Below are 23,958 nucleotides of genomic sequence, written 5' to 3'. Positions count from 1 at the left end.
AACTCGCCTGAGGGCGGGGCCGGGAGTGCTGCCTCCGCCGGGGATGCCGGCGTGACCCCTGCGCCCGGCCGACCACTCGCCATGCGTCGCCGCGGGAGCCTCGCGAGGCGCATGGGGCTTATCGCGACGGTCTGGATCCTCGTGCTCCTGCTGGGCGGCGGGCTTGCTCTCGAACGCACACTGACGGGCCAGGTCGAGGAGAATTTCGACGAACAGCTCGAATACATCCTCACCGCGATGATCGCCTCGGCCGAAGTGCAGCCCGGCGGCGAGGTGTCCTTCTACCGCGTGCTTGGCGACCAGCGTTTTCTCGAGCCCGGGAGCGGCCTCTATTGGCAGATCGACGGAGACGGACAGGATCCCTGGCCATCGCGCAGCCTGTGGGACCGCACGCTCGAACTGCGCGGCGTGGTCGAACGAGACGGCGGAGGCGGTTTCGACAGCGAACCGCGTTTCTACAATTCGCGCCAGTTCGAAGGCGAGCCGCTGCGCATCGCCGAGCGCACCGTGATCCTGCCCGGGAGCGACACGCGCTGGACCTTCGCGGTCGCGAGCGCGACGGAGGAAATCGACGCGCAGGTGCAGCGCGTGCGGCTGATCCTGATCTGGAGTTTCGCCGTGCTTGGTCTTGGCCTCATCGGCATGGCGCTGCTTCAGATCCGCTATGGCCTCTCCCCCCTGCGGCGGGTGCGCGCGGCGATCCAGAAACTGCGCACGACAGGTGAGAACCGCATCACCGAACCGCTGCCCGAAGAGGTCCAGCCGCTGGTCGAGGAATTGAACGCGTTGCTCGCCCATTCGGAGAAACAGGCCGAGGAAGCGCGCCGCCATGCGGGCAATCTCGCCCATGCACTCAAGACGCCGCTCACCGTGCTTACGAATGCCGCGACCGCGCGCGCACCGGACCTTTCGGACGCGGTGTTCCGGGAGACACGGGTGATGCAGCGCCATGTCGACCACCATCTCGCCCGGGCCCGCGCGGTCGGGCGGCGCGCGGTCGGTCATGCCCGCACCAATGTCCGCGAAAGCGCGGAAGCGGTGCGCCGCGCGGTCGAGCGGCTCCACCCCGAAGGCCGGCTCGATATCGCGGGAAGCGGCTCCGCCGAAGTCGCGGTCGAGCGGCAGGACCTCGACGAGATACTCGGCAATCTCATCGAGAATGCGGCGAAATATGGCGGCGGCAGCGTGTTCGTGACGATCGACCAGGAACCGCAGGCCGACCAATGCCTGATCTGGATCGAGGATGACGGTTCCGGAATTCCCGAGGCCGAGCGCACTCGCATTTTCGGTCGCGGCGCGCGGCTCGACACCGACAAGCCGGGCACCGGGCTCGGCCTCGCCATCGTGCGCGACGTGGTGGAGATCTATGGCGGCTCGGTAAGGCTGGGCGAGAGCGAGGACCTTGGCGGCCTGCTCGTCGAACTCAGCCTGCCGCGCGCCTGATCCGTTTTTCGGCAACCTGCGAAGGGTTTCAACAGACTTGCGCGTTAAGGGGACGACGCCATCACTCGCAACCCACACGAACGGGGCCAATCGCGCGAAACGGTATGAAGGGGAGCCTCGCTCCGAAGCCGCCGGGCTCAACGCCCGCCGAGGACAGGTACGACGCGGCGCTCGTCGCGCGCATCGCCGCGCGCGAGGAAGCCGCTCTCGCGGAGGCGATCACGGCGCATGCCTCGCTTCTTCACCGGATCGCCTACCGGATGCTGGGTGACGCGCACGAAGCCGAGGATGTCGCGCAGGAAGCCCTGCTGAGGCTCTGGGACAAGGCACCCGGCCTTGCCGGGCGGACGATCCGGCTGGGGCCATGGCTCAAGCGGGTGACGGTCAATCTGGCGATTGACCGCCTGCGCGCTGGCCGCCGCAACGCCCAAGAAGAGGTGCCCGAGCGCGCCGACGAGGCCCCGCTTGCCGACGATGTGATCGCCGGCGAGCAGCGCGATGCCATGGCCCGCGCACTGATCGCCGCGCTGCCCGAGCGCCAGCGGGCCGCGATCGTGCTGACCTATTACGAAGACCTCGCCAATGCCGAGGCGGCCGAGATCTTGGAGATGAGCATAAAGGCCTTCGAATCCCTCCTCCACCGCGCCCGCGCCGCTCTGCGCAAGGCGTTCGAGGCGCAGGCGGCGGCCGCAGGAGATCCGTCATGACCGATCCCGCCAAGAACGAGGGCGCGCCGATCCGGCCCGGCGAACCGTTGGACGAGGTGCTGCGTGCCGCGCGCGTGCCGCCGCTGTCGGACGATTTCGCCCAGCGCGTTCTTTCCCGCACCGCCGATCGTTCCGACGATCGTCCCGGCGAGCTTCCGCCTTTGCGCGCACCACGCACCGGAGCCCCGCGCTGGCGCAGTGGGCGGCGGATAGTTCTGGGAGTGGGCGTTTTCGGCGCACTTGCCGGCGCGGCTGCTGCGGCGGGCCTGTTCGGCGCGTTTCCCGACCGGGTGCCCGCGCCCGGCGAATTGTGGGCGCGAATGGCGGGACCCGAAATCGTCGTTCCGCCTGCCTCCGCGCCCAATATCGCTCCGCCGCGCCCCGATGAGACCGCAGCGCCAGTCGCGATCGAGGGCGCCATCGACACGCCGGAAGAGCTTGAAGAGGTCTTTCGCCGTTTCGACGATTTTCGCACTCGCCGGCTCGAACTGCGCCGCTATGCGGCCGACCGTCGGCTTGAACGGGCACTCGAACGGCGCCGCGAGCAGGGCCTGCCGGTACCGAGTGCCGAACAGCAAGCACACCTGCGCGAACGGCTCGGCACAATTCGCGAGCGGCGCGAGGATCGGTTCGGCGAGCGGCTGGAATCCCGCCGCGAGGAATTGCGCGGCGCCATCGAGTCGGGCGAGGCGATCGAGCGCGATGACTTCCTGCGCCGCGACCGTGGGACGGGCGCCGGTATGCCGATCCTGGACCGGTTCGAGCGGCTTCGCCAGCTCCCGCCTGAGGAACGCCGCGAGCGGCTGAGGCTGTGGCGCGAGCGCCGCGAACAGCGGATCGAACGCCTGATCGAGGGCGCTGCCGAAGGCGATCCGGATGGGCTCACCGAAGAGGCTCAGGCGCCGCCGGAAACGTTGCCCGCAGGCGATGCCGCACCGGGCGACACCTGAACGCTGCAAAAAATCATTCGCCGGGCAAAGGATCGGCCGGGCCTTTCGCGTTGAACCAATGACCCTGCCCGAACGGTGAAAGCCGGGCCGGGGCCATTCACGACCCCTTGCTCCGAAAGGATGAGACGATGCGACCCACGACCTGCTTTCCGGCCCTTACAGCGCTTGCCGCGCTCGGAATCGCCGCGAGCCCTGCGCTCGCACAGGAAACCCGCACGAGAACTCATGACGGGCCCAATGCGGTGGTCACCCAGACCACCACGGTCGATCCACAGGCCGGCACGCTCGACCGTGACCGCAGCGCGACCCACAAGGAAAGCGGCAAGACGGTCTCGACCACGATCGACCGCCGGCGCACCGAGACCGGCTCTACCGTGAGCCGCAGCCGGACCGGGCCCGAAGGCAGGACGCGTTCTTTCGAAGGCGAACGGGTGCGGGGCGAAATGGGCTCTACATTCGCCGGCACGGCAACGGCGCGCGGCGGCGAACAATACGGCGTTTTCGGTGAGCGCAGCCGCGATGGTGCGGGCACTTCGAAGCCAGCCAGCGCCTGACGGGTCCCGAGGGCCAGACGCTTTTCGCGCGCGAGCGCAGCACCACCCGTTCACGCAACGAAAGCGGGCAGCTCCAGACCGACCGCAGTGTGAGCCGCACCCGCGATCCGGACTTCCGCCCCAGGCGTTCGGGGCAGGGCCAACGCGCCCGCCGATCGCCGCGCTGATCGGGTTCGAGCCGCGCGCTTCTTGGCCAGGCCCCGGCCAGGGACGCACATGACCCGGCGGCTCGGCAGGCCGGTCCGCAGCCGATACCCGTGATCGGGGTGGGCCGGGCTGGGCACACGGGGCGGGTTCCGTTTCGTGTGCCCCCTTTCATCGCCGGCTTCATTAAGCGCCTATTCAAGCTCTCGCGCGCAGCCTGCGCGTCCCTTTCGTCAGAGGTACGCGATGACCAGGATGGCCTTGATGGTCCTTGCAGCGACGTTCGCCCTGGGGGCCTGCACTTCGGCCGGTTCGCGCGGAGACCTCGCGGGTGCGCGCACCGTCTTTCACAACCCTTTCGCGACGATGGAACGCTTCGAGGACGAAATGCGCGATGGCGCCTTCCTCCCGGGCTCGGGCCGTTTCGCGTTCGACCGCGAAGGCAATCCGATCCGCCTGAGGCGCGAGGAGCGCCGCGCAATGCGGGATCGGGCGGCAGCGGTTCGCTCGACGATCATCCTGCGCGATGCGCTGGAGCGGGGACAACGGGTGCCGATCCCGCTCGATGCACCCTCGCGGCGGGAGGACGCAGGCGGCACGCCCGCGATCGAACCGTCTCCGGGCGCTCCACCGATCGCAGTCCCGGTTTCGCTGCCCGCACCCCTACCGCCGGCCCCGATAGCCCGGGAGCGACGCTGAGGGTTCAGCCCGAACGCGCTTTTTCGTGGTGTCGGATCACTTCGTCGATGATGAAGCGCAGGAATTTCTCGGAGAATTCGGGGTCGAGATCGGCCTCTTCCGACAATTTGCGCAGCCGTGCGATCTGGCGCTGTTCGCGCGCGGGATCGGCGGGAGGCAGGGTCACGCGCGCCTTGTATTCGCCTACCGCCTGGGTGATCCGGAACCGCTCGGCGAGCATGTGAATGATCGCCGCGTCGATATTGTCGATGCTTTTGCGATAGGCCGCGAGCACGGGGTCGAGCGCGGGCGCGGATGCGCCCTGCGAGGGATCCTGCTGCGGGTCGGCAGTGTGCGTGTCGTTGGACATGGCTTGCAAAGCTAACAGCAATTTGCGGCTTGCCAAGCGTCCAAGGCTCGCGCAAATGCGTCGCTCATGACAGCCGACGTCGTTCCACTGCCGCGCAAGCGGCCGACGCTCGATCCGATGCTCTCGCTCACGGCGAGCGGCATGAATGCGGTGAACACCGTCATTCTCGAACGGATGCAGAGCGAAATCCCCCTGATCCCGCGGCTTGCGGGGCATCTGATTTCGGGCGGAGGCAAGCGGCTGAGACCCATGCTCACGCTCGCTGGGGCGGAGCTGGTCGGTTACAACGGCACGCGGCATCACAAGCTCGCAGCGGCGGTCGAATTCATCCACACCGCGACGCTGCTTCACGACGATGTCGTCGACGGCAGCGAACTGCGTCGGGGGAAAGCGGCGGCGAACATCGTGTTCGGCAATCCCGCGACCGTGCTGGTCGGCGACTTCCTGTTCAGCCGCGCCTTCGAACTGATGACCGAGGACGGCAGCCTTCGGGTGCTCAAGATACTCAGCCATGCAAGCGCGGTGATCGCCGAGGGCGAGGTCTCGCAATTGACCGCCCAGCGCCAGATCGAGACGAGCGAGGAACGCTACCTCCACATCATCGGGGCCAAGACCGCCGCGCTCTTTGCCGCTGCGAGCCAGATCGCCGCAGTGGTCGCCGAATGCTCGGAAGAGCAGGAGCGCGCGCTCGAGGATTACGGGCGCAATCTCGGCGTGGCCTTCCAGCTCGTCGACGATGCGATCGACTATGATTCCGACGCGGCCCAGATGGGGAAGGACCGGGGTGACGATTTCCGCGAGGGCAAGATGACGCTCCCCGTCATCCTCGCCCATGCCCGCGGCGACGAGGCCGAGCGCAAGTTCTGGAAGGACGCGATCCTTGGCCACAAATCGGGCGACGAGGATTTCGCGCGGGCCGTTTCCCTGATCGAAAAGCACGATGCGCTCGAAGATACGCGCGAGCGGGCGCGTCACTTCGCACACCGGGCAATCGACGCGATCTCGATCTTTCCCGACGGCAAGGCGCGCGCTGCGATGACCGAAGCGGCGCAATTCGCGGTCGCGCGCGGATACTAGACAAGAAAAACCCCGCGGCCTGCATTGCAGGGGCGGGGCCTTTCCTTCACTTGAGCCTTAAGACTGGCGCGTCGCCGTCCAGCGGAAAACGCTGTCATCGCGCGGGTCGGTGCTGACGCCCTTGAGCGTATCGCCTTCGACGGTAAGATCGAGAACGTTGATGACTTCACCGTCGCGCATGTAGGTTTCGCGATAGGTATTCTCACCGGTCTTCTCGACCTTCACCACGCCGCCGGTCTCGTCATCCTCTGGCGTGACGGCATCGCCGCCGAGCACGGCGGTATACCCGCCGCTATTGCCCTTGCTGATGATCGTGTCGCCATCGATTTCATAGCTGAAGGTAAGCGCGGCGTCGCTCATCGGGCCGATTTCCTTCAGCTCCCAGTCACCGGAGGCGGCGTGGGAGCCGTCGGGGCCTGCCGCCGTGCGCTGCAGCACGGTCGTCCCCTCGGTCGTCTCTTCGCCGTCCATGTTGGTCCAGGCAATGGTCATGGTCTGACCGTCCTCGCTGACGGTCCATGTGGATTCGCCGAGCTGCTTGTCGCCGCGGCGGCTGGCGGAACTAATGGTCATGTCGTCGACCATCGCGACCTTCAGCGCATCGACGCCCGGTCGGTCGACTTCCTGCCATTCCCCATTCGCGGTGATCGAGAACGCAGGCTTGCAGCTGTTGCAGGTGTAAGTGCCGTCGGCAAACACGTAGCTGTCCACGTCGTTCTCGGCCTGCGCCGATGCGACGTCCGCCTTCCACGTCCCCGCGAGCGATCCGCTTTCGCTTGCCGTCGCGGTGGTTTCGGCATTCTCTTCCGCGCATGCGGCGAGGCCCATGGCCAGCGTCATCGCGGCCATGGCCGTCATCATCTTGTTCATCGATTTTCCCCTCAGTGCAAATCGCCCGCGCCATCCGATTGTGTGGACACGGACGCATTTCGACTGCGCCCTGAGCTGAGATGTATCAAACAAACGATGTTTCACCAAATGTCGGCAGGCCGATTGACCGCCCGAGGGGGCTTGCGAGCCCGCGCAAATCTGCCACAGCCGCGCGCATGTCCGACGACCTGCCGATACGCGAAGTGCTGCCGCAGGTGCTCGCCGCCCTGCGCGAAGGCGGGGTGGGGGTGCTCGTCGCGCCGCCGGGGGCGGGCAAGACGACGGCGGTGGCGCCGGCCCTGCTGGAGGAGGAATGGTGCTCGGGGCAGGTCATCCTCACCTCGCCGCGAAGGGTCGCCGCGCGCGCTGCGGCAGAGCGCATGGCCGCCATGCTGGGGGAGGAGCCCGGCGGGACCATCGGCTATGCGACACGGCTCGAAAGCCGGGTCTCGGCAAGGACCCGCGTGCTCGTCGTGACCGAGGCCATCCTCGTCAATCGGCTGGTCGAAGACCCGGAAATGCCCGGCGTCGCCGCTCTCCTGTTCGACGAAGCGCATGAACGGCATCTCGACAGCGATCTCGGCCTTGCCCTCGCGCTCGAGAGCCGAACCGTGCTGCGCGAGGACCTGCGCGTGCTGGTCATGTCGGCGACGATCGAAGGCGCGCGCTTCGCCCGGCTGCTGGGTGAAGGTGCGCCCGTCATCGCAAGCCAGGGGCGCAGCTTTCCGCTCGAAATCAAGTGGCTTGGCGGGGATGCTTCGCTCGGAATCGAGGATCGCGTGGCAGGCGCCGTGATGCAGGCCTGGCGCGAGGAGGCGGGCGACGTGCTCGCCTTCCTGCCGGGACTGCGCGAGATCGAACGGGTGCGCGAACGGCTCGAGCCGCGTCTGCCCGAAACGCCGATCCTGCCGCTCCACGGCGCGGTCGAACCCGCCGCGCAGCGCGCCGCCATTGCCCGCGATCCGCAGGGGCGCCGCCGGATCGTGCTGGCAAGCGCGATCGCGGAGACATCGCTCACCCTCGACGGGGTTGCGGTCGTGGTCGACAGCGGCCTTGCGCGCCACGCCAAGTTCGACCCTGCGGCCGGCACCACCCATCTCGTCACCCGCAGGGCGAGCCGCGCCGCTGCCGATCAGCGCGCGGGCCGCGCCGCGCGGCAGGGGCCGGGCGTCGCCTACCGGTTGTGGGAGGAGGGCGGGCATTTCGGCCGGCCCGAATTCGCAGCGCCGGAAATCGAGACCGCCGACCTCGCACCGCTCGTGCTGACGCTGGCGCGTTGGGGGATGGGCGATCCGGGCGCGCTGCCATGGCTCGACCCGCCGCCCGAAGCTGCCATCACGAGCGCAAGGGGGCGGTTGGAAGCGATGGGTGCGCTCGATGGGGATGGCCGGATCACGCCCTGGGGCGAGAAGGTCGCCGCGCTGCCGATGGCGCCCGATCAAGCCGCCGCGCTGCTCCTTGCCGCCGAGGCGGGCTGCGAGGAGGACACGGCCCGTCTCGTCATGCTTCTTCAGGAACGCGGGCTTGGCGGGCGGGGAGAGGACCTCGCGCAGCGCCTTGGCGGCTGGGCGCGCGAGCGGGGCAAGCGGGCCGAGGCGGCGCGCGGAACGGCGCGGGGCTGGGCGAAGCGGGCGCGGGGATTGGCCGCGCGCGGCGGCCGCGCGCTCGACCCGTTCGAATGCCTCGCCCTTGCGCGGCCCGATTTCGTCGCGCGCCGGCGCGATGCGAGCGGGGAGAATTGGCTCGCGGCGGGCGGGCGCGGGTTCCGGCTCGATCCGGCCTCGCCGCTGGCGCGCGCGGAGTGGATCGTGATCGGCGACGCGCAGGGGCAGGCGGCAGGCGCTCGGATCACCGCCGGGGCGGAGCTTTTGGCCGACAGGGTCGCCGCGATCTTTGCAGACCGGATCGAGGAAGCGCTTGCAACGGATTGGGACGGCGAAAAGAAGCGTGTTCGCGCGATGCGTCGGCGGCGGTTCGGCGCGATCACGCTGGCGAGCGTGCCAGAGCCTTCGCCGGACCCGCAGGCGGTTGTGGACATACTTGTGGATAAGGCTCTGGAAAGCCTGGGGGAGAAAGAGGGGGCCAACAGCACCCTGCTCCCGGCAGGTTTCCTTGCCCGCGCGCGATTTGCCGGTGTCGATGCGCTGTCCCTCGATGCTCTGCGGGACAATGCGGCGCTGTGGCTCGCTCCGCTGCTCTTCGGGCGGCGCGATCTCGACATTGCGCCGGGACGGGTGGCTGAGGCCGCGCTCGGCCTTGTCGACTGGGACAGCCGCCAGAGGCTCGATCGCGATGCGCCGACCCATTTCACCTCGCCCGCCGGGACCCGGCACGAAATCGATTATGCGGGCGAGGACGCGCCGAGCGTGGAGGTTCGGGTACAGGCGCTGTTCGGTCTCGATGCGCATCCGATGATCGGCAAGACGCCGCTATTGCTCAAGCTGACGAGTCCGGCGGGCCGCCCGGTTCAGGCGACGCGCGACCTTCCCGGTTTCTGGCGCGGCAGCTGGACGGACGTGGCGAAGGACATGAAGGGCCGTTACCCGAAGCACCGCTGGCCTGAACGGCCATGGGAGGAAAAGCCGAGCCTCAAGACAAAGAATGCCTTCAACCGCGGGTGATTCTGGATTATCGCCAAAGCATAATTCATGGCGGGATCAACGGCGCGCGCAGCGCGCCGCAAGGCCGACCGGCCGCCCGCAGTGACGCGAGCGCAGCTCGCATGAGCGAGGAAACGAAACAGAAATGCCTGCAGTGATCTACCAGCAGCCCAAGAGCGCGATGCAATCGGGCAAGGCCAAGACCGATACCTGGGTGCTCGAATTCGAGCGATCCGAGGCGCTGCGTCCCGATCCGCTGATGGGCTGGGCCGGAAGCGGCGACACGCAGGCGCAGGTGCGGCTGAACTTCCCGACGAAGGACGCGGCGAAGGCCTATGCCGAGAAATACGGCATCCCCGCGCGGGTCCATTCGACGCCGCCCAAGCGGCTCAAGCTCCAGGCCTACGCGGATAATTTCAAGTGAGACACTCACCGCACAAGCGGTGTTGAATTCGCGTTCTTTTCGCGCCATATGCACGTCCGGGAGTCGGGTGGACGTTTGCGTTCGCTCACCGGGTCAGGTCCGGAAGGAAGCAGCCCAGGTGAATTGCGGCGGGTCGCTCGGCTCCTTAAACCCTCTCGCATGACCGATGAGACCCGCATTGCGGCAAGCCGATGGGCCACGCCTTTCGAGCATTCCGATCCCGACCGACTTCACTTGCTCCGGGTCGATTATCCCTCTTGCGCATGGGTTCAGTACAGGGACGGGCGGCATTTCGACTTTTCCGAATTCACGCGCGAAGGCGAATGCGCAATCCTCGTCTTCTGCGAGGACGATCTGACAGTCTATCGTGTTTCGGCTCAGGTCGATGCCATCTGTATTCATGACGAACGCGACTTTCCCCAGATCGACGAATGGTCGACCAATTCGGGCAAGGCGGCGATCCGCCTGACGGGCACTCGCCTTCACGCGAGCCTTTCCGCTTTCATCAACGGCGAGGAGCCGACCTATTGCATCGTCACCGGCGATGACTGCGCGGAATTCATCTGCCTTGGCGAACCGCTGATCGAAGCTGTCGGCAAGGTGGAGGATAGCCGTCCTTCTTTCCATTAGCGGCGCATGACAAACCGCTTTCGAGCGCCTAGCTTGGGCACGTGAACGATTCCGACCCAGACCTGCCCGAGACCGAGGACGAGGACCGCCCGAGCGCGGCCGAACTCGAAGCTGCGGGCCAGAATTCCATGTTCGGCGAGGCGCCGCCAGCACCCGCTGTGTCCGAACCCGATCCTGCGCCCGTCGCCGCTTCCGCTGCCGCCAGTCCGGCCGCTCTCCCGCCCGACCCGGCGCAGCCCTACCGCGTGCTTGCGCGCAAGTACCGCCCGCAGACCTTCAGCCAGCTGATCGGGCAGGAGCCGATGGTCCGCACGCTCGCCAATGCGATCGAGCGCGACCGGCTGGCCCATGCCTTCCTGATGACCGGGGTGAGGGGGGTCGGCAAGACCTCGACCGCGCGGCTCATCGCCAAGGCGCTGAACTGCGTCGGCACGGACGGAACCGGCGGCCCGACGATCGACCCCTGCGGCGTGTGCGAACCCTGCCGCGCCATCGCCGAGGGGCGGCATATCGACGTGATCGAGATGGATGCGGCCTCGAACACCGGGGTCGACGACGTGCGCGAGATCATCGACGCGGTGCAGTACTCCGCCGTTTCCGCGCGATACAAGATCTACATCATCGACGAAGTCCACATGCTCACGCGCAATGCGTTCAACGCATTGCTCAAGACGCTTGAGGAACCGCCCGCGCACGTGAAGTTCCTTTTCGCCACGACCGAGGTGGAAAAGCTGCCAGTCACGGTGCTGAGCCGCACTCAGCGCTTCGACCTCAGGCGGATTTCGGCGGACATGCTGGCGCGGCATTTCGCCTGGGTGTGCTCCGAAGAAGGGGTCGAGGCGGAGGACGAGGCCCTCAATATCGTCGCGGCGGCGGCCGAAGGATCGGTGCGCGACGGGCTTTCGATCCTCGACCAGGCGATCGCCCACGCCGATCTCGATGCACAAGGCGAAGGCGGCGGCAAGGTGACGGCGGCAAGGGTGCGCGACATGCTCGGTCTTGCCGACAAGAGCGCCCAGCGCCGCCTGCTGGGCCATGTGCTCGAAGGCGATGCGAAGGCACTGCTGGCGGGCGTGGACGAACAATATGCGCTCGGCGTCGAACCGATCGCGCTCATGCGCGCGCTGATGGACCTCGTCCACCGGATCACCGTCGCGCAGGTTGCGGGGGCCGAACCTGACGCTCCGAGCGAGGACGAGCGCACCGCACTCGCCGATTTCGCCGCGCGGCTGGGGGCGGGCGAGCTGCACCGGCTGTGGCAATTGCTGCTCAAGGGGCATGAAGAGGTACGCACCGCGCCCGACCCGCTGGTTGCCCTTCAGATGGCGCTGCTGCGCGTGCTCCATGCGAACGAGATGCCGGATCCCGGCAAGCTTGCGCGGCGGATCGAGGACCTTGCAAAGAACGGTCCTGCATCGCACGCGCAATCGGTCGAAGCGGGCGGTGAAGCACGAGCCGAAACGCGCGGCCCTGCCGCTGGATCAGTGGGTGACGCCTGGGCGGCCTTGATCGAACGGGTCGACAATGCCGGGCACCTGCGTGTCGCTCAGATCATGCGCGACCGCGTGCGGGTGATCGAACTTGGCGAGGAGCGCCTCGTCTTCGAACAGGCGGACAGCTTCCCCGATGACCCCGTGCCCGAGATCCGCGACGTGCTGTTCAAGCTGACCGGGCGGCGCTGGCAGGTGGAGAAGGGCGAGGGGGCTGCGCAGCCTAGCCTGCGCGAAGCGGCCGCAAGCGAGGCGCGCGCCGCGCGCGAGCGGATCGAGGCCGACCCGCTGGTGCGCGCCGCATTGGAGAATTTCCCCGAGGCCGAATTGCTCGTCGACGAACAGGGGCAGGGGGCCAAGGTCGCGCGCATGGGCCGCGCGACGTGAACGATATGGAGTGAACGACATGAAATCGATGGAAGAGATGATGCAGGCCGCCCAGCAGGCGGCCGAGACGATCCAGAAACAGATGAACGAGATGCAGGTCAAGCTCGACAACATGGAGGTCGAGGGCCAGTCGGGCGGCGGCCTCGTCAAGGTCCGCGCATCCGCCAAGGGCCGCATCATGGGCGTCGCGATCGACGACAGCCTGATGAAGCTCGGGGAAAAGCAGGTGCTCGAGGACCTCGTCACCGCTGCATTCAACGATGCGCGCGACAAGGCCGACCGTGTTTCGGCCGAACAGATGAAGGAAATGCAGGGCTCGATGGGCCTGCCGCCCGGGTTCAACCTGCCGGGGATGGGCTGAGCGCTGGCCGCACTGCCTTAGGAACTGAGGCCCTTGCGGCCGAAACCCCCTGGCTTTCGCTGGGTGCGGGCGGGGGCCGGAGCCGAAGCCTGAGCCGGAGCATCGGCAATTGGCGGGCGCTTCGCCAGGTAGCGTGAGAGCGCCGCATCGGGATCGAAATCCGACACGGGTTCGGGCTCCGCTTCCAGCGGATTGATCCTCGTCGCGGGACGCGCGGCGAGCTTGTCTGAGGCGGTTTTGGGAGCCTTCCGCCCGAACACCGTGCCGAAAGCGTTGCGGATGCCAAGGACGAAGCACGCCCCCGCCCCGATCAGCATGGCGAGGGCTGCGAAATAGAGCGGCAGCCGCTCGCCCGGGGTGGCGCCGGTATCCCCGACCGCTTCGACCAGGCCCGAGAGCACGAGCAGGACGAAGCCGCCGATCAGCCACGCAATCACTTTCATCAGGCCGCTCCTTCCCGCGAGCACACGGGCACCGAATAGCCGCGCGAAAGTTAAGGCTTCGCAAGCCGCGTCCACAGCCTAATCGAACCCGCCATTGCGAGCGGGCGCGGTGCTTCCCATATTCTCGGGCAAAGGCAGGCCCGAGCGCCCGCTGCCACACGTTCCTTACGGACCCAAGAATATGACCCAGACCTTTCCCCTTCTCCCCCTTCGCGACATCGTCGTCTTTCCCGGCATGGTCGTCCCCCTCTTCGTCGGGCGCGACAAGTCTGTCGCGGCGCTCGAGGCGGCGATGGAAGCGTCCAAGGACATCTTCCTGCTCGCCCAGCTCGATCCCGGCACGGACGATCCGGCGGCCGATGACCTTTACGATGTCGGCGTCGTCGCGCAGGTGCTTCAGCTGCTGAAGCTCCCCGACGGCACGGTGCGCGTGCTCGTCGAAGGCACGCATCGCGCTCAACTGACGGCGCTTTCGGATCTCGACGACCACGTTCTCGCCGAAGTCGAGCTGCTCGAACCCGAAACCGTCGCGGGCAGCGAAGTCACCGCGCTGATGCGGCAGGTGACCGAACAGTTCGGCGAATACGCCAAGCTCAACAAGAAGCTCGGCGAGGAAACCAATATCGAACTCGGCGAAGTCGACGATGCCGGCCAGCTTGCCGACATGATCGCCGCCGCGATCAGCGCCAAGGTTTCCGACAAGCAATCTCTCCTTGCCGAGGGCAATCCCTTGAAGCGGCTCGAACTCGTCATGGCCTTCATGGAAGGCGAGCTCTCGGTGCTCCAGGTCGAGCGCAAGATCCGCGGGCGCGTGAAGCGCCAGATGGAGAAGACGCAGCGCGAATACTACCTCAACGAACAGCTCAAGGCGATCCAGAGCGAACTGGGCGGCGGCGACGGCGAGGACGGCGACGAGATCGCCGAACTGACCGAGAAGATCGAGAAGACCAAGCTTTCCAAGGAAGCCAAGGCCAAGGCGCAGGCGGAGTTGAAGAAGCTCAAGGGCATGCAGCCGATGAGCGCCGAGGCGACCGTCATCCGCAATTATCTCGACGTGCTGCTGGGCCTGCCCTGGGGCAAGAAGTCGAAGATCAAGAAGGACATCGCCAAGGCGCAGGACGTGCTCGATGCGGACCATTACGGCCTCGAAAAGGTCAAGGACCGGATCATCGAATATCTCGCCGTGCAGGCGCGCACCAACAAGCTGAAGGGGCCGATCCTGTGCCTCGTCGGCCCGCCCGGCGTCGGCAAGACCTCGCTCGGCAAGTCCATTGCTAAGGCGACGGGCCGCGAATTCGTGCGCCAGTCATTGGGCGGCGTGCGCGACGAGGCGGAAATCCGCGGCCATAGGCGGACCTATATCGGCTCGATGCCGGGCAAGATCGTCAGCAACCTCAAGAAGGCGGGCACGATCAATCCGCTGTTCCTGCTCGACGAGATCGACAAGCTCGGCCAGGATTTCCGGGGCGACCCCGCCTCGGCCCTGCTCGAAGTGCTGGACCCGGAACAGAACAACAAGTTCCAGGACCACTATCTGGAACTCGACCTCGACCTGTCGGGGATCATGTTCGTGACCACCGCGAACAGCCTCGACCTGCCGCAGCCGCTGCTCGACCGGATGGAGATCATCCGGCTCGAAGGCTATACCGAGGACGAGAAGGTCGAGATCGCCAAGCGCCACCTGCTGCCCAAGCAGATCGAGGAGCATGGCCTCAAGGACGGCGAATTCGAGCTGACCGACGAGGGTCTGCGCGACCTCATCCGCTATTACACCCGCGAGGCGGGCGTGCGCACGCTGGAGCGCGAAATTGCGCGGCTGGCGAGGAAGTCCCTGCGCAAGATCCTCGAAGGCGAAGTCGAGAGCGTTACCGTGACGCCCGAGAATCTCGGCGACTTCGCGGGCGTGCGCAAGTTCAAGCACGGCATGAGCGAGGAAGAGGCGCAGGTCGGCGCGGTGACGGGGCTCGCCTGGACGCAGGTCGGCGGCGAACTCCTGACCATCGAAAGCGTCACCACACCGGGCAAGGGCGAAGTCAAGACGACCGGCAAGCTCGGCGAAGTGATGAACGAGAGCGTCGCGGCGGCCTTCAGTTTCGTCAAGGCGCGCGCGCCCGCCTACGGCATCAAGCCCTCGATCTTCCAGCGCAAGAATGTCCACATCCACCTGCCCGAAGGCGCGGTGCCCAAGGACGGGCCGAGCGCGGGTGTCGGGATGGTCACCTCGATCGTATCGACCCTGACCGGCGCGCACGTGCGTCCCGACATCGCCATGACCGGCGAAGTGACCCTGCGCGGCCGGGTGCTGGCGATCGGCGGGCTCAAGGAGAAACTGCTCGCGGCCATTCGCGGCGGCATCAAGACCGTTCTCATCCCGGAGGAAAACGTCAAGGATCTCGCGGAGATTCCGGACAATGTGAAGGAAGGCCTGGAGATCATCGCCGTGAGCCATGTCGACGAGGTGCTCGAACGCGCGATCATCGACATGCCCGCCCCGATCGAATGGACCGAGGCCGACGATCTCGCGTCGCAGCCACGCGGGCCGGCTGCGGGGGAAAATCCCTCGGTTTCGGACGTGCCAACCGCGCATTGAGCCGCTAGGAGATCCGGGCTTGCCGCGAATCGCGGTAAGGGTCGCAAACTACTCGGGAAACGCGCTGGATGAGCGGATCATGAGGCGAACCACGGTTCGTCGCAAAAGCGATACACTCGTCCTCAAAGCGCGCTTTCGCGGGCGATTTGCCTTTGACAGCCTCTCGCAAAAAGTCTCAACTTGTGAGCTTTCGGGGGAGGCGATTCACCGAATGAACGAATTGATCTCAACACTGAGGGGGTTCCCAAGATGAACAAGAACGATCTGATCAGCGCCGTTGCCGAAACCAGTGGCCTGTCCAAGAATGACGCGTCGAACGCCGTGGAAGGCGTGTTCGAAGCGATCACCAAGGCGCTGTCGAGTGGCGACGAAGTGCGTCTGGTCGGGTTCGGCACGTTCTCGGTCGCGAAGCGCAAGGCCTCGACTGGCCGTAACCCGCGCACCGGCGAGGAAATGAAGATTCCGGCTTCGAACCAGCCCAAGTTCAAGGCCGGCAAGGGGCTCAAGGACGCCGTCAACTGACACCCTTGGGCTCCGGGCCGAAGCCCGGGCAAAGAAAGACCCCGCCGACCGCAAGGCCGGCGGGGTTTTTCGTGCGCGAATTCGGCCGCGCTGAGCGCGAAAAGGGGGCCTCAGGGCGTGAGGTCGATCAGCGCAGTCGGCGCCGACTTCGTTCGCGGCGAAATTTCCCACATCAGCATTTCGCCCGTCGGGGTGCGGCTCGCGCCTTCGTCGGTGTTGTTGGCGAGGATGCGCGTCGATCCCTTCATCACGATCGAGAAGGTGCCTTCGATCTGCGGGATTTCCGGCATCTTCGGCGCGTCGCCGCCGTCGGCGTCCTCGTCCAGCGCGGCTAGTCCGGCCATCGCCCCCATGCCGCCCATCATGGCCGCCATCGGATTGTCGTCGTTCTGGGCCGCGAAAGCCGGTGCGGTAATGCGCACCACGTCATCGTCGCGCAGGATGAACTGAACGAAGGGGCTGGTGGAGGGAAACCCCTCGATCATCGGGAACAGGAAATCGTGATCCATCGTGCCCGTGATCGAGTAGCTCACATCGAATACGCCATCGCCTTTAGGCACGACCCGTTCCCAGCCTTTCTGGCGCATCAGCATCTCGGCGAGCTCCTGCGCGGCCTGGGGATCGGACGGGTCGATCCCGCCCATCATCGCCGACATCTGCTCCGCCTTGCGCTTTGCCTCGGCGGCCCGCTGGTCGGCATTGGCGTCCCATTCGGCCCGCTGTTCGGCCACCTCGGCAGGGGTGCACTCGCGCTCCTCGAAGCTGTCCTCCTCGGTGCAGTTCGGCTCGAAGCTCTCGGCCGCCGCGCCCATTTGCGAAAGGCCCGACAGGCCAAGGAAGACGATCTCCCCGTCATAAGCGAAGGTGAAGCTGTTGTCCTCGCCGAGAACCAGCGAACTGTCGAACTTGCCCGGCGCGATGAAGCAGCCTGACAGGACCAGCGAGAGCCCCGCCAGGACGGCGGCGGCGGCGAAACGGATCGGCGAATGGCGTGTCATGTCGTCATGCTCCCCTCAAAGCATCGATCACCGAGGACTTATGCCCCGAAGCGTTAGAAATGCGTTAGGCCGCTTTCCTGTCAAGTTCGCGTCGCCGCCGCATAGAGTGCGATCGCGGCGGCATTCGATACGTTCAGGCTTTCGATCGACGAGGATATCGGGAGCCGGGCAAGCGCGTCGCAGTGGCCCGCGACATTGGCACGCAGCCCTTCGCCTTCGGCGCCCAGCACGATGGCGAGCGCGCCCTTCGGCATGGCCTCGGCCAGCGTCGCTTCGGCCTCGCCGGTCATGCCGATGCGCCAGTACCCGGCCTCTGCCAGTTCATCGAGCGCCCGCGCGAGATTGACGACCCGCACCCACGGCACCGTCTCGAGCGCGCCGGAGGCCGACTTCGCGACCACGCCGCTTTCAGGCGGGGCGTGGCGATCCTGCGTCAGGATCGCTGCCGCGCCAAAGGCGGCTGCCGAGCGCAGGATCGCGCCGACATTGTGCGGATCGGTCACCTGGTCGAGCACCACCACGGGGCGCGCCGGATCGCCTGTCGCCACATCGGCAAGGAAGACATCGTCGAGCGGCAGGCATTCGAGCACGAGCCCCTGATGCGGCGCATCCTTGGCGACGAGGCGGGCAAGGTCGGCCGCATCGGCGTATTCGACCGGGAATTCGGGCGGCAATTCGCCGTCGAGGCTGTCGATCCCCTCGCGCGTTGCCCACAGCTTGCGATGATCGCGCGCCGGGTTCTTGAGCGCCGCCTCGACCGGGTGGCGACCCCACAGCCGGACATGGCCTGCGCTTGCCCGGCCCGAGCCTCGACCGCCCTTCATGCGACCGGCACGGCCTCTCAGCGCGCGCTTGCGTTCCTGTTTCGCCATTCGCTGTCCCGTTGATGCGAGCGTGAAGTGTCCCCCTGCCAGCAGGGCCATTGACAGGCAAGGCTCGCTTCGCCATTGGGGCGCCTCTCGGCAGGACGGGGCCATTCGCCCCGCGCCTCGCCCCTGCAGGATGCGCGCCTTCGGGCCGGGTCAGGCGGGCGGCAATCCGACCGGTGTGGACAGGTGGCCGAGTGGTTAAAGGCAGCAGACTGTAAATCTGCCCGCGCAAGCGTACGCTGGTTCGAATCCAGCCCTGTCCACCACCTTCCCCTTCGCTGACGATCCCCCTGCATCGCCGGGAAGCGCGGTTTCGCAAGGAAAATGCGCCCGTCCCTGTCCGCGCGCGTTCATTGCCAGCCGCGCCAATTCGCGGTAAAGTGTGGGTGGAAAATGTGGGGGAGGGTGAGCGCCCGGTCCATTTTCGGCCCGTTTCCCCCACACCGCGAGCGGCTGGAGGTACGCACATGGGGAAGCTGACTGCCAAGCAAGTGAAGGACGCATTGAAAGCGCCCGGTTCCTATCAGGACGGCGACGGCCTTTTCCTAAAGGTGGATAAGCGAGGCGGAGCCTCGTGGTATGTCCGGGTGCAGCACGAGAAAAAGCGCCGGGACATTGCCCTTGGGAGCGCCAAGCTTGTTTCGCTGTCAGAGGCGAGGGGCATGGCCGTGCTCGCCCGGAAGGCAATCAAGATCGAAGGCCGCGATATCATCGCGGAGCGCCGGAGAGATCGGGCGGAGGCCGTCACATTTCGCCAAGCGGCGGAACGGTATCACGCGGAGAACAAGGGCGGCTGGAAAAGCGAGGGTTACGCGAACCAATGGCTCGCCAGCCTAGAGCGCCATGCCTTTCCGCGCTTTGGCGATCGACCAGCGAATGACATTGCCGCGAGCGATATCATCGCCGCGCTCTTGCCAATCTGGCAGGACAAGCCCGAAACAGGGCGAAGGGTCCGCCATCGGATTTGCACCGTGCTCAACTTTGCCCATTCGCGCGGGTGGCGGACGCATGAAGCGCCTTCGAGCAGCGGTTCCCTGAAAGCAGGGAATGGCCTGCCCAAGCAAACGGGCGAGCGCCAGCACCGCAAGGCGATGCCTTACAAAGCCGTGCCGGAATTTCTGGAGCATTTGCGCACAAAGCCGTCATTCGGGCGGCTGGCGCTTGAGTTCACCGTGCTGACGGCGGCGCGGAGCCAAGAAACGCGGCTCGCAACTTGGGACGAGATCGACCTGGAGGCGATGCTTTGGACGTGTCCCGGCGAGCACATGAAGCGCGGCAAGGCGCACATTGTCCCGCTTAGCGAGGCGGCGCTTGCGGTGCTGCGAAAGGCGGCGGCGCTCAAGCTGGCAGGCACAAACCTGATTTTCCCCGGCATGAGCGGCGAACCTATGTCGGACATGACATTGCTGAAAGTGCTCCGCGATGCGGGCGAGCCGTTCCACGTGCACGGCTTTCGATCGACCTTCACCGATTGGGCGGCGGACAAGACGACCTTTGCCAACGCCGTTGTGGACGCGGCGAAGGCGCATAAGACACCGGACGCAACGGAAGCGGCCTATCGGCGAACAACGCACCTAGAGAAGCGCGCGAAGCTTATGGAGGCTTGGGGCGCTTATGCCAGCAGCGGTGGTAGGGGAGAGGTAATCCGGTTTCCGTCTACGCGTAAAAGGCAAGCGAAAGCATGAAAGCAGATTGCGCTCCTCACAATCTGTAAAAGTCGCCTGACAACAGTGTCTTAGAGGCCTTGCATACGTTGGTTATACCCGAGAGAAGCATCAACATTCCAACTTGAAAAATCTTTAAAAACAGGTGCTTGCGCCGAGCCTTACTGAATCTGTGAACAAAATTAGAACGCGAAGCCTTAGCGTAACGTCCAATTCGGGATATCCTTTCGCCAGCGCACACGAAATCTCGTCCGTATACAGGCGCGATTCCCAATGCCGGGACGTGGCGCGAACACGAAAGGAAATTGAGTAATGACATCTCCCCCTAACGATTACTCGGGCAATCTCTCGCCCGTTCTTTGCAGCGTTGCCGATGCGGCGCGGGCATTGGGTATCGGCAAGACGAAAACCTACGCGCTGATCTCCGAGCAAATGCTCGATACTGTGACAATCGGCTCCCGACGGCTGGTTACGGTCGAAAGCATCGGGCGACTGGTGGAACGTGCGCGCATGGATGTGGCCGCTTGATATGGAGGCGGCCAAAACAATGCGAGCCGGGACGGCTGCCACCGTTCCCGACTCGATTAGTGTCTTAGCTTGCGGCCAGACACCTTCGCCTAACGCTAAAAGCGTAACGGGGCAATTTATTCCGGTCCCCGAGCCAGCCGGACGGGAAGGGGGTGCGCCATGAGCGGCCACTCACTTCGCGCGGCGATCGACGGCAAGTGCCGGGATTGCGGAGCCTGTGACGCGGGAGCCAATTGGCGCGAGCACGTGTCATGCTGTTCCGTGACGGATTGCTCACTTTGGCGCGTCCGGCCCTTGTCTAAGTCCGTGCCGGAATGGCTAGCCAGCCGGGATGAGGGCGCGCTCCCGGCAGGGTGGAGCAGGCTTCCCTTAGAGGCTGCGCTCGCCTTGCTCCGAAAAGGCGCTTCGAGCGGCCTACAGGATAGCGTGAAGCCATCATGTGGCGATCGGGCGGAACCCGGACAGGCAACCGCCCATCGTGCCAGCGAGGCGCTTTCAAGCGGCCCTGTGGCCGTCCTGAAAGGCGGTGCGCCGTGACGATCTTCGAGCAGGAGCACGGAAGGCACGTCTGGCGGCTGGAGGCGACTGTCTGGAATGGCGAGGCGCGGCTCCAAGTGTGGCCGTGGTATCAGCCCAAGGACGGCGGCGATCTCCGCCCCTGTGCGGCGCGCTTTGGCGGAGGCTTCGCCATTCCGCTTGAGCGGCTGGACGAACTGAAAGCGGCGCTGGAAACGATCGACCAGCGCGGCGGCTCTGCCTGATAATGCAGGCCATAACAGGCGAGACGGGGCGGGGGCGGATATTGGTAGCCGCCCCCGCTTCCCCTTCGCCAGCGTTCACTTGAAAAACAAGACGGGGTTTGCAGATGCCGCGCCGCGAGGACGGGCAACGTCCCGTAAATACGCGCATTTTACGCGAAGCGGCTTCCCGCGAAGGCGAGCGGCGCGCTGAATTTTCGGAAGCCGTAAAAAAGGACGACTTGCCAGCGGTTTGCGAGGCTGACTTGGGCGCTGGCACGGACCTTGCGAATATAGCTATACCGCTAGGGTGCGGACCATCGCCCACCGTGCCGTCCCTCTTTCCTCATGGCGGCGCTCGCAACCGCGCTGACAGGACAAGCGAGGGATTGCCGCTCGATAAGGCGCAATGCCTGATAGCGGCGGCGAAGCGGGCAGGGGCGATCGGGAGGCCGTTCAACCGTTTCATAACGGTGCATTGGGAAGCGGCTGGCCTGACAGATGCAGAGGCGATGAGGGCGACCACCGCTTTTCTGAAATACTGGCGGGAATGGCTGGGGGGCGAAACGGCCTATATCTGGACAAGGGAAAACGGCGACGGGAAAGGCTCGCATCTGCACATCCTGGCCCACTTGCCGGAAGGCCGCGAGATAAGCGGACGGCGGTCTATTCACTGGATTGAGAGAATTACCGGGCGGACCTATCAGCGCAGGGTTATTTTAACCGAAAAAATCGGGGGCGCGGGCCAGCCGGACGGGGCGCACTATGCCGAGAATTTGGGCGCGGTGCTGGCCTACATCCTGAAAGGCGCGGAGCCGGAAGCGGCGGCTGCGATCGGTATTGAGCACGAACACGGCGGGCGCATTATCGGCAAGCGGTGCGGGATGAGCCGGAACTTGGCGCGGCCCGTTTCTAAGCGGTGAAAAGCGGGTTTGCGGAGCGATAGGCGCGGGCGCGCGAGGCAAGGAATTTTGGCTGAGCGATTGGGTCCGCTTTCGATGTGAGATGGGCAAAAGCCGTCAGTCTGCTAACGACCCATCTCAGCCACAAACGCCAAGCACTTTGATTGCCAAAAGCGGAAATGGTTTGCGCTGGGACGGAATGGCTTGAAATGGGGGCCGGAACGACCAGACTGATTCGAGGAGGTCGAGCGGCCCGTGCGCTCGTGTTCCTTTTCCTTCGATCATAGAGATGATCGCTTGAGCTGACCCCCAGTCAAGTCCGCACCCGGGACCTAGATCCCGCAGACCTCGGGTTGTTTGAGATCGACGGGCTGAAAGTGAAACCACTTGTTCACCCATTCGGGCAGCAGGATCATCTCAATATCCTCGGCGAGCGTTTGTGCGTTAGCGTTTTCATAGAGGACGCCATTGCGCGTGAAGCTGATTGACTGGTCGGGATTACGCTGCAGCCACGCAAGCACGTCGTAATAGACACGATGGGTGCCGCTCTTCTTGAGCGTCACCACATCCTGAAGATAATCGAACGGGCGCTGCGCTGAGGAAATGACAAGGTGATTGCTGACCCCTGCCTCAAGCCGAAGGTTGGCAAACATGTTGACGCTTTGAGCCGTCTTGAGCCCGAGATAGGGCATGGCGCAATTCGCAAAGAACAACGCGCCCACCAAAACGCCGATCACCGGGACAGACCTTTGTCCTTCATCCACTTCACCGGCATGAAAAAGCAGCGCCCAGCAGAACGGCAAGACCAGCGGTAGCACTGCAAAAGTGGCTAGCGAGTAATGGCCACCAAATGCAAAGATTGCGAGCCACACGCAAAGGCCAATCACCGCCACTCGGTAGATGGGCTGCACAAGCTTTGCACGAACCGCGCGAACGATCGGCGATGCCAGCGTCTTTCTCGCGGCGCTCTCATTGAGCCACAAAGTGTGAAGCGCGATGGATAGCGTCGTGAAGGATATGTACATCGCATAGGAACTCAGGCTCAGTAGCAGGTGAAAACCTATCCCTGCAGCAATGCCCCAGTGCCGAAAGCGCTTGATGACAAGCGCGCAAGCGATGAGCCCTTCGACGATGAACGTGCCATAGATCGCGGCGTAATCAATCACCGGCCCCTGAAAGGCCGAGAGCGGCCAGGGCATCAGCGCCCAGAGAGTTGGTGCACAACTCGTCTCAGGGTTCAGGAAGTCGGTGTTGATCTTGTGAAAGATACCGAAGAAATACATCACCAGCAGGGCTGCACAGCCCGCCGGCGCAAACCGTTCGAAGATTCTCTCGAACGGATCGTTGCGAAACATCGCCGTGGCAAAGGCGAGCCAGTAGCCAAGCAAGGCCGCCGCGCGCACGATTGTGTGGTTTGAGGCAACGGGGGCCTGCACCACGGTGCTGATTGTGCTGACCAGCATCAGAACAAACAAGAGCCGGGACGAAGGTGGTTTGAACAAAAGCGCAAGCGCAGCGCCCAGAAGGGCGACAAGATCCAGCGATAGCGGCAGACGGTACTCGATCACGTAGTTGAAGAAGTGAAACACCGAGAAAAGCGCAAAGAACGTCGCGAAGATTTCTCGGCGCGCGTCGTTTGATCGGTCAGCCTGTGAAATGAAGCTGCGCCCCATCAGGAAGAGCGCGAGCCACCGCCCTGCGCGCAACACTGGATAGAGCAGCGACGCTAGAGCGGGCTTTGAAAACAGCCAGCGGTTCAAGCGGTTGAATCCATCGGATGGAGTGGTCAGTGAGGCGATATAGGCAACCGCCTTATCCCCGCCATATCGCGCCGTGCCGTCCTCGACCACCATACCGCCATCAAGATCGAAGCCTGCCTCGTTCAATTCGCGACGCCTAGTGTCGTTTTCGCGCAGGTTTACGAGCTCGACACTGTCCGCGCGTTGCAGGCGCACCATTTGCACGTAGCGCGTGCAAAAAGGGCACTCGCCATCGTAGAAGATGCTGATCAAAACACTTG

Annotated in this window: 23 protein-coding genes, 1 tRNA gene and 1 other RNA gene; 19 read left to right on the top strand and 6 right to left on the bottom strand. The window is 65.2% G+C overall.

Translation table 11 applies throughout. The annotated features are described in order from the left end of the window. The first annotated feature begins 81 nt into the window (after window positions 1-81). The 5 genes from Ga0102493_RS09920 (at window position 82) to Ga0102493_RS09900 (ending at window position 4,497) form a co-directional block, all read left to right on the top strand. The gene (locus Ga0102493_RS09920) at window positions 82-1,443 is read left to right on the top strand and encodes a sensor histidine kinase (RefSeq protein WP_051697522.1); all 1,362 of its coding nucleotides are present in this window, start codon (window positions 82-84) and stop codon (window positions 1,441-1,443) included. 104 nt (window positions 1,444-1,547) lie between these two features. After that, window positions 1,548-2,150 carry a sigma-70 family RNA polymerase sigma factor gene (locus Ga0102493_RS09915; protein WP_034900805.1) on the top strand — a complete coding sequence of 201 codons (603 nt, stop codon included), beginning with the start codon at window positions 1,548-1,550 and terminating at the stop codon, window positions 2,148-2,150. Beyond that, window positions 2,147-3,100 (top strand): hypothetical protein, encoded by a 954-nt coding sequence (locus Ga0102493_RS09910; RefSeq protein WP_034900806.1) that lies wholly within the window; start codon window positions 2,147-2,149, stop codon window positions 3,098-3,100. Before Ga0102493_RS09915 ends, Ga0102493_RS09910 begins: the two co-directional genes overlap by 4 nt. Before the next feature lie 128 nt (window positions 3,101-3,228). Then, on the top strand, window positions 3,229-3,654 hold the full coding sequence (locus tag Ga0102493_RS09905) for a hypothetical protein (protein WP_034900807.1): 426 nt from the start codon (window positions 3,229-3,231) through the stop codon (window positions 3,652-3,654). Window positions 3,655-4,044: 390 nt separating this feature from the next. Continuing rightward, complete coding sequence (locus Ga0102493_RS09900) at window positions 4,045-4,497, top strand: hypothetical protein (RefSeq protein WP_150132450.1); 453 nt, start codon at window positions 4,045-4,047, stop codon at window positions 4,495-4,497. Between the two features lie 4 nt (window positions 4,498-4,501). On the opposite strand, the gene Ga0102493_RS09895 is transcribed toward Ga0102493_RS09900, so the two are convergent. Beyond that, a complete protein-coding gene (locus tag Ga0102493_RS09895; RefSeq protein WP_051697525.1) occupies window positions 4,502-4,846 on the bottom strand; it encodes a chorismate mutase in 345 nt (114 codons plus the stop codon). Window positions 4,847-4,912: 66 nt separating this feature from the next. Here Ga0102493_RS09895 and Ga0102493_RS09890 point away from each other — a divergent pair, with 66 nt between their 5' ends. Further along, window positions 4,913-5,923: a polyprenyl synthetase family protein gene (locus Ga0102493_RS09890; RefSeq protein WP_034900810.1), complete on the top strand. Its 1,011-nt coding sequence runs from the start codon at window positions 4,913-4,915 to the stop codon at window positions 5,921-5,923. 57 nt (window positions 5,924-5,980) lie between these two features. Here the strand turns inward: Ga0102493_RS09890 and Ga0102493_RS09885 are convergent, their stop codons facing one another. After that, the gene (locus Ga0102493_RS09885) at window positions 5,981-6,793 is read right to left on the bottom strand and encodes a hypothetical protein (protein WP_034900812.1); all 813 of its coding nucleotides are present in this window, start codon (window positions 6,791-6,793) and stop codon (window positions 5,981-5,983) included. A 176-nt stretch (window positions 6,794-6,969) separates the two neighbouring features. On the opposite strand from Ga0102493_RS09885, the gene hrpB reads away from it, so the two are divergent. The 6 genes from hrpB to Ga0102493_RS09855 all read left to right on the top strand — a co-directional run bounded on the left by hrpB (window position 6,970) and on the right by Ga0102493_RS09855 (window position 12,685). Next, window positions 6,970-9,414, top strand: coding sequence for an ATP-dependent helicase HrpB (hrpB, locus tag Ga0102493_RS09880; protein ID WP_034900813.1), 2,445 nt, complete (start codon window positions 6,970-6,972; stop codon window positions 9,412-9,414). A 124-nt stretch (window positions 9,415-9,538) separates the two neighbouring features. Continuing rightward, complete coding sequence (locus tag Ga0102493_RS09875) at window positions 9,539-9,817, top strand: ETC complex I subunit (protein WP_034900814.1); 279 nt, start codon at window positions 9,539-9,541, stop codon at window positions 9,815-9,817. A gap of 56 nt (window positions 9,818-9,873) precedes the next feature. Next, an RNA gene (ffs, locus tag Ga0102493_RS09870) (signal recognition particle sRNA small type) lies at window positions 9,874-9,968 on the top strand. 8 nt (window positions 9,969-9,976) lie between these two features. Then, on the top strand, window positions 9,977-10,447 hold the full coding sequence (locus tag Ga0102493_RS09865; protein WP_034900815.1) for a hypothetical protein: 471 nt from the start codon (window positions 9,977-9,979) through the stop codon (window positions 10,445-10,447). A 41-nt stretch (window positions 10,448-10,488) separates the two neighbouring features. Then, window positions 10,489-12,324 (top strand): DNA polymerase III subunit gamma/tau, encoded by a 1,836-nt coding sequence (locus Ga0102493_RS09860; protein ID WP_034900817.1) that lies wholly within the window; start codon window positions 10,489-10,491, stop codon window positions 12,322-12,324. A 19-nt stretch (window positions 12,325-12,343) separates the two neighbouring features. Beyond that, a complete protein-coding gene (locus Ga0102493_RS09855; protein ID WP_034900818.1) occupies window positions 12,344-12,685 on the top strand; it encodes a YbaB/EbfC family nucleoid-associated protein in 342 nt (113 codons plus the stop codon). Between the two features lie 17 nt (window positions 12,686-12,702). On the opposite strand, the gene Ga0102493_RS09850 is transcribed toward Ga0102493_RS09855, so the two are convergent. Beyond that, complete coding sequence (locus tag Ga0102493_RS09850; RefSeq protein WP_034900819.1) at window positions 12,703-13,128, bottom strand: hypothetical protein; 426 nt, start codon at window positions 13,126-13,128, stop codon at window positions 12,703-12,705. A 181-nt stretch (window positions 13,129-13,309) separates the two neighbouring features. Between Ga0102493_RS09850 and lon the strand changes: the two genes are divergently transcribed. Both lon and Ga0102493_RS09840 read left to right on the top strand, forming a co-directional pair. Further along, complete coding sequence (lon, locus tag Ga0102493_RS09845; RefSeq protein ID WP_034900820.1) at window positions 13,310-15,718, top strand: endopeptidase La; 2,409 nt, start codon at window positions 13,310-13,312, stop codon at window positions 15,716-15,718. A gap of 249 nt (window positions 15,719-15,967) precedes the next feature. Then, window positions 15,968-16,240, top strand: coding sequence for an HU family DNA-binding protein (locus Ga0102493_RS09840; protein ID WP_034900822.1), 273 nt, complete (start codon window positions 15,968-15,970; stop codon window positions 16,238-16,240). A gap of 110 nt (window positions 16,241-16,350) precedes the next feature. Here the strand turns inward: Ga0102493_RS09840 and Ga0102493_RS09835 are convergent, their stop codons facing one another. Both Ga0102493_RS09835 and Ga0102493_RS09830 read right to left on the bottom strand, forming a co-directional pair. After that, window positions 16,351-17,238 (bottom strand): hypothetical protein, encoded by an 888-nt coding sequence (locus tag Ga0102493_RS09835; protein WP_051697527.1) that lies wholly within the window; start codon window positions 17,236-17,238, stop codon window positions 16,351-16,353. 80 nt (window positions 17,239-17,318) lie between these two features. After that, window positions 17,319-18,110, bottom strand: a complete 792-nt coding sequence (locus Ga0102493_RS09830; RefSeq protein ID WP_034900824.1) for a TrmH family RNA methyltransferase — start codon at window positions 18,108-18,110, stop codon at window positions 17,319-17,321. A 177-nt stretch (window positions 18,111-18,287) separates the two neighbouring features. Here Ga0102493_RS09830 and Ga0102493_RS09825 point away from each other — a divergent pair. The 5 genes from Ga0102493_RS09825 to Ga0102493_RS09805 all read left to right on the top strand — a co-directional run bounded on the left by Ga0102493_RS09825 (window position 18,288) and on the right by Ga0102493_RS09805 (window position 21,959). Then, window positions 18,288-18,373 (top strand) — tRNA-Tyr (locus Ga0102493_RS09825). A 201-nt stretch (window positions 18,374-18,574) separates the two neighbouring features. Further along, on the top strand, window positions 18,575-19,792 hold the full coding sequence (locus Ga0102493_RS09820) for a tyrosine-type recombinase/integrase (protein WP_034900826.1): 1,218 nt from the start codon (window positions 18,575-18,577) through the stop codon (window positions 19,790-19,792). A gap of 291 nt (window positions 19,793-20,083) precedes the next feature. Further along, window positions 20,084-20,299 carry a helix-turn-helix domain-containing protein gene (locus Ga0102493_RS09815; RefSeq protein ID WP_034900827.1) on the top strand — a complete coding sequence of 72 codons (216 nt, stop codon included), beginning with the start codon at window positions 20,084-20,086 and terminating at the stop codon, window positions 20,297-20,299. Window positions 20,300-20,832: 533 nt separating this feature from the next. After that, complete coding sequence (locus Ga0102493_RS09810; RefSeq protein WP_034900828.1) at window positions 20,833-21,060, top strand: hypothetical protein; 228 nt, start codon at window positions 20,833-20,835, stop codon at window positions 21,058-21,060. Window positions 21,061-21,425: 365 nt separating this feature from the next. Further along, window positions 21,426-21,959 (top strand): hypothetical protein, encoded by a 534-nt coding sequence (locus Ga0102493_RS09805; RefSeq protein WP_069297503.1) that lies wholly within the window; start codon window positions 21,426-21,428, stop codon window positions 21,957-21,959. 311 nt (window positions 21,960-22,270) lie between these two features. Here the strand turns inward: Ga0102493_RS09805 and Ga0102493_RS09800 are convergent, their stop codons facing one another. Then, window positions 22,271-23,950 carry a DCC1-like thiol-disulfide oxidoreductase family protein gene (locus Ga0102493_RS09800; protein ID WP_069297502.1) on the bottom strand — a complete coding sequence of 560 codons (1,680 nt, stop codon included), beginning with the start codon at window positions 23,948-23,950 and terminating at the stop codon, window positions 22,271-22,273. Window positions 23,951-23,958: the final 8 nt, after the last annotated feature.

The organism is Erythrobacter litoralis, assembly GCF_001719165.1.
GTDB lineage: Bacteria > Pseudomonadota > Alphaproteobacteria > Sphingomonadales > Sphingomonadaceae > Erythrobacter > Erythrobacter litoralis.
Note: the sequence above shows the minus strand (reverse complement) of the source record. Positions and strands in the feature narration are given on the sequence as shown.

Coding starts and splice junctions, on each gene's coding strand:
- Ga0102493_RS09920 (WP_051697522.1), top strand. CDS start 82: ATGCGTCGCCGCGGGAGCCTCGCGAGGCGCATGGGGCTTATCGCGACG.
- Ga0102493_RS09915 (WP_034900805.1), top strand. CDS start 1,548: ATGAAGGGGAGCCTCGCTCCGAAGCCGCCGGGCTCAACGCCCGCCGAG.
- Ga0102493_RS09910 (WP_034900806.1), top strand. CDS start 2,147: ATGACCGATCCCGCCAAGAACGAGGGCGCGCCGATCCGGCCCGGCGAA.
- Ga0102493_RS09905 (WP_034900807.1), top strand. CDS start 3,229: ATGCGACCCACGACCTGCTTTCCGGCCCTTACAGCGCTTGCCGCGCTC.
- Ga0102493_RS09900 (WP_150132450.1), top strand. CDS start 4,045: ATGACCAGGATGGCCTTGATGGTCCTTGCAGCGACGTTCGCCCTGGGG.
- Ga0102493_RS09895 (WP_051697525.1), bottom strand. CDS start 4,846: ATGTCCAACGACACGCACACTGCCGACCCGCAGCAGGATCCCTCGCAG.
- Ga0102493_RS09890 (WP_034900810.1), top strand. CDS start 4,913: ATGACAGCCGACGTCGTTCCACTGCCGCGCAAGCGGCCGACGCTCGAT.
- Ga0102493_RS09885 (WP_034900812.1), bottom strand. CDS start 6,793: ATGAACAAGATGATGACGGCCATGGCCGCGATGACGCTGGCCATGGGC.
- hrpB (WP_034900813.1), top strand. CDS start 6,970: ATGTCCGACGACCTGCCGATACGCGAAGTGCTGCCGCAGGTGCTCGCC.
- Ga0102493_RS09875 (WP_034900814.1), top strand. CDS start 9,539: ATGCCTGCAGTGATCTACCAGCAGCCCAAGAGCGCGATGCAATCGGGC.
- Ga0102493_RS09865 (WP_034900815.1), top strand. CDS start 9,977: ATGACCGATGAGACCCGCATTGCGGCAAGCCGATGGGCCACGCCTTTC.
- Ga0102493_RS09855 (WP_034900818.1), top strand. CDS start 12,344: ATGAAATCGATGGAAGAGATGATGCAGGCCGCCCAGCAGGCGGCCGAG.
- Ga0102493_RS09850 (WP_034900819.1), bottom strand. CDS start 13,128: ATGAAAGTGATTGCGTGGCTGATCGGCGGCTTCGTCCTGCTCGTGCTC.
- lon (WP_034900820.1), top strand. CDS start 13,310: ATGACCCAGACCTTTCCCCTTCTCCCCCTTCGCGACATCGTCGTCTTT.
- Ga0102493_RS09840 (WP_034900822.1), top strand. CDS start 15,968: ATGAACAAGAACGATCTGATCAGCGCCGTTGCCGAAACCAGTGGCCTG.
- Ga0102493_RS09835 (WP_051697527.1), bottom strand. CDS start 17,238: ATGACACGCCATTCGCCGATCCGTTTCGCCGCCGCCGCCGTCCTGGCG.
- Ga0102493_RS09830 (WP_034900824.1), bottom strand. CDS start 18,110: ATGGCGAAACAGGAACGCAAGCGCGCGCTGAGAGGCCGTGCCGGTCGC.
- Ga0102493_RS09820 (WP_034900826.1), top strand. CDS start 18,575: ATGGGGAAGCTGACTGCCAAGCAAGTGAAGGACGCATTGAAAGCGCCC.
- Ga0102493_RS09815 (WP_034900827.1), top strand. CDS start 20,084: ATGACATCTCCCCCTAACGATTACTCGGGCAATCTCTCGCCCGTTCTT.